This window comes from Candidatus Margulisiibacteriota bacterium (genome assembly GCA_028706105.1).
In the GTDB taxonomy this organism is placed as follows: Bacteria; Margulisbacteria; Riflemargulisbacteria; order GWF2-35-9; family DYQY01; genus DYQY01.
Genome location: JAQWCF010000130.1, coordinates 1 through 3559, shown reverse-complemented (window position 1 = coordinate 3559; position 3559 = coordinate 1). Strand labels below are relative to the sequence as shown.

The window sequence follows — 3559 nt, the reverse complement described above, 5'->3', positions numbered from 1 at the left end:
CTCCTGGAACAGCAAAAGCAAAAATTGGGTGGTTAATGGATTACCACGGAGTAGGAGATACTGCTTGGTACACAAACATCTCTTTTGGAGTAGATTATAGTAAAGAAGGACACACTCATACTAAGGCAAGTATAACTGACTTACCTGACTATCTACTTAGCTCCCATCCAGCTAGTAATGTTACTACTGAAAAAATTGAAAATTGAGATACTGCTTATACTCAAATTTCAGAATCAAAATCATATACAAAAACAATATTATCAACTCAATGGGGTGCTGTGGATTTAAAGTATCCAGTCTCAATTCCTGGATTAAAAGATAGTGATACGGTAATTTTAGATGGTAATAATGAAATATTTGCAGAGTATGGATTAGATGCCACTATTGGAACAAATGAATTGATATTTTCAGTTGGAGTTAAACCTTCAAATTCTATTACAGTAAAGTATTCAATAATTAAAACAGAGGGAGGTACGGTTTAATGCCTGTCTTTAGAAAAGCAATACCTGGTGGTGCAGAAAAAATAGTAAATGGCGAATTAGAAACTACTGCAATTTTTAATGAAGAAATAAAGACGGGAGATAAAATATATATAAAAGTAATTAACTCTACCACAAGAGCCTATAAAGTGAACGATATATCAACAATAAAAAATAATAAGACAACAATTGCTGGCCTAGGATATGCAATAGAAAATGGAAATTCAGGTCAATTAAAAAAAATAAGAATAATTTGGGGGTAAGATATGCCAGTAATAAAACCGAAAATAATAGGACGAATTAGTGACGTAAAAGGAGTTGATGAAATAACAACTCTTTTTATAGACGAAATTAATAAAGGCGATCCTGTTTATGTTCAAACGATTATTGGTAAACCAAATTGAGCATTGTCTAATGCGGAAATACTGACGACTGGAGATCTCCCCGCGGTCGGAGGCTCTGGAAAGAGCTCTCAATTTTCTAATAATAATCAATATTTAGCAGTTGCTCATAATACTAGTCCGTTTTTAACGATATACAAAAAAGGCAATGGAGATAGTTTTACTAAGTTAAATATAGCAGCTCCTACCGGGAATGGTATAGATTTAGCTTTTTCAAGTGATGACACATATTTAGCAGTTGTACATAATCTTCACCCTTTTCTTACAGTTTATAAAAGAACGGGTGATAATTTTGTAAAACTAAATGTTCCAGCATTAACTGCTGTAGCAACAAGTTGTAGTTTTTCAAATGATAATTTATATTTAGCAATTACAAGTTCTGTCGAACCTTATATTATAGTTTACAAAAAAGATAGTAATGATGTTTTTACTAAATTATACACTGGAGGTAATTAAATATGGCAATACCTGTAGGATATAGAAAAATAACTTCCAATGACGTAGGAAAAACCTTTGGTGTTGATTTAGAAACAGTTATCAAATTTGATGATGCAATATCAGTTGGATCTTGGTATATCAATGCTGAACCACCGTTTAGTAGTATAGAATGGATGTTATTTAGTGATAGCAGTAGTTTCTATTCATCTCGAGGAGGAAATCCGAATTTTTGGATGATAGATACCTACTTTAGAGGTTCTTATCAAAGTGGATCAGAAGGAGTATATCCATATCCTGACGATTATATTATTTCCACAAGCGAAACTGTTCCTTCTGGAATAACTATAATGGATACATGAAATATAGATAAAACATGGATGAATTATGTTTATGTAAAAGATAAAGAACCTGAATATACTATAACTTTTAATGGTAATGGAGGAACATCTCCAAGTTCTCAAACAACAACAAATCAAAAATTAACAAGCTTACCAAGTTCTACTAGAACAGGATATCATTTTTCAGGTTGATATACAGCAACTTCTGGCGGAACAAAAATAACAACAAGTACAGTATTTAGTGCAAATACAACAGTTTATGCGCGATGAATACTAGAAGATTACAACATTAGATTCTATGATTATAACAATTCCGTAGTAGCAAGTTTTATAGAAAAATATTACGGAGAAAGTATTACTTTACCAACACCTCCAACTAGACCTGGATATACATTTAATGGATGGTATAACAGTAGGACTGGAACAACATATCATGGATATAATGGTTCAGGTACTAAAATTACTTGAACAACCGTTCCAGATTTAGGCGAATATGGTCAAGAATATAATTTTTATGCAAAATATACTCCAAAACAATACACTTTATATTATTCCCACGGTTTTGAATATTCCTCTACTGTTACATATAATGAGCCTTATAATAGAACTGAGTTGAATAGCGAACCTTATTCAAGAGAAGGATATACTTGAGTAGGATGATATGATGCTTCTAGTGGTGGCAATAAAATAACTTCTACTTCTTTAGTAAAAGTCGTCACTACAAATAGTTATATTTATGCTTACGCTAGATGAACACAAGACCCAGTTTATACTATAACTTTTAGTGATACAAAAGGTAATTCTACAACAAGAGAAGTATCTTCGCCACAAAATTATAAAGTAAATCCTCTTCCTAGTGCGAGCGCTATTGGATTCGATTTTCAAGGCTGATATACAGCAACTTCTGGCGGAACTAGAATAACAATAAATACGGTATTTAGTGCAAATACAACAGTTTATGCGCAATGGAAACCTATATATACTATAACTTTTAATGGTAATGGAGGAACATCTCCTAATTCTCAATCAGCTTATTTTGATGAAGGATATAAACTTACAAGTTTACCATATTCTACTAGAGCAGGATTCGATTTTCAAGGCTGATATACAGCAACTTCTGGCGGAACTAAAATAACAACAAGTACGGTATTTAGTGCAAATACAACAGTTTATGCACAATGGAAACCTATATATACAATAACTTTTAATGGTAATGGAGGAACATCTCCAAATTCTCAGTCGGTTCATTTTGATGGAGGATATAAACTTACAAGTTTACCAAATTCTACTAGAACCAATTATGTTTTTCAAGGTTGATATACAGCAACTTCTGGCGGAACTAAAATAACAACAAATACAGTATTTAATGCAAATACAACAGTTTATGCGCAATGAAAAGGCACAGCATACACAGTACAATTTAATAGCAATGGTGGTGGAGTTCCTTCGCCATCTTCAAAAACAGTTTATTTTGGAGAAGCTTACGGACCACTTGCTACAGTCTCTAGATCGTCCTATAGCTTTGTCGGTTGGTTCAGTGTTTCATCCAGTTCTGGTGGAACTCAAGTTACACCTTCGACTGTAGTAACAACTACTTCTCCTAAAAACCTTTATGCTAGATGATCATTAACTACTTATACTGTAACATATAATGCTAATGGTGGAACTACTGTACCTACAGCTTCTGGTATAACAGCACTTCCTAATCCACTACCTACTCCAACAAAAACTGGATATAATTTTGTTGGTTGGTTTTATGATTCATTATTACTAAACCAAGCATCTGCAGGAGCTGCTTTAACTTCAAATATAACTTTATATGCTGGTTGAACTATAAAAACATACACAGTTGTATTTAAAAATTGGAATGGAAGCGTTTTAAAAACACAAACTGTATCTCACG

7 protein-coding genes are annotated in these 3559 nt (G+C 32.8%); all 7 read left to right on the top strand.

Annotation, left to right across the window (positions count from 1 at the left end; all coding sequences use genetic code 11):
• The coding region (locus tag PHF25_09195) for a hypothetical protein (GenBank protein MDD4528184.1) at positions 1 to 206 on the top strand (206 nt) is incomplete at its 5' end.
• A 72-nt stretch (positions 207 to 278) separates the two neighbouring features.
• On the top strand, positions 279 to 482 hold the full coding sequence (locus PHF25_09190) for a hypothetical protein (protein MDD4528183.1): 204 nt from the start codon (positions 279 to 281) through the stop codon (positions 480 to 482).
• A complete protein-coding gene (locus PHF25_09185; GenBank protein ID MDD4528182.1) occupies positions 482 to 742 on the top strand; it encodes a hypothetical protein in 261 nt (86 codons plus the stop codon). Before PHF25_09190 ends, PHF25_09185 begins: the two co-directional genes overlap by 1 nt.
• A gap of 3 nt (positions 743 to 745) precedes the next feature.
• The gene (locus PHF25_09180) at positions 746 to 883 is read left to right on the top strand and encodes a hypothetical protein (protein ID MDD4528181.1); all 138 of its coding nucleotides are present in this window, start codon (positions 746 to 748) and stop codon (positions 881 to 883) included.
• A gap of 3 nt (positions 884 to 886) precedes the next feature.
• Complete coding sequence (locus PHF25_09175; GenBank protein MDD4528180.1) at positions 887 to 1336, top strand: hypothetical protein; 450 nt, start codon at positions 887 to 889, stop codon at positions 1334 to 1336.
• A gap of 2 nt (positions 1337 to 1338) precedes the next feature.
• Entirely contained in the window at positions 1339 to 1677 is a 339-nt protein-coding gene (locus tag PHF25_09170; GenBank protein MDD4528179.1) for a hypothetical protein, read from the top strand.
• An 18-nt stretch (positions 1678 to 1695) separates the two neighbouring features.
• Positions 1696 to 1848, top strand: coding sequence for an InlB B-repeat-containing protein (locus tag PHF25_09165; protein MDD4528178.1), 153 nt, complete (start codon positions 1696 to 1698; stop codon positions 1846 to 1848).
• Positions 1849 to 3559: the final 1711 nt, after the last annotated feature.

What these genes read in the sequence shown, in the direction of transcription:
- PHF25_09180 (MDD4528181.1), top strand. Translation starts at nt 746, where the DNA reads ATGCCAGTAATAAAACCGAAAATAATAGGACGAATTAGTGACGTAAAA.
- PHF25_09165 (MDD4528178.1), top strand. Translation starts at nt 1,696, where the DNA reads ATGAATTATGTTTATGTAAAAGATAAAGAACCTGAATATACTATAACT.
- PHF25_09185 (MDD4528182.1), top strand. Translation starts at nt 482, where the DNA reads ATGCCTGTCTTTAGAAAAGCAATACCTGGTGGTGCAGAAAAAATAGTA.
- PHF25_09170 (MDD4528179.1), top strand. Translation starts at nt 1,339, where the DNA reads ATGGCAATACCTGTAGGATATAGAAAAATAACTTCCAATGACGTAGGA.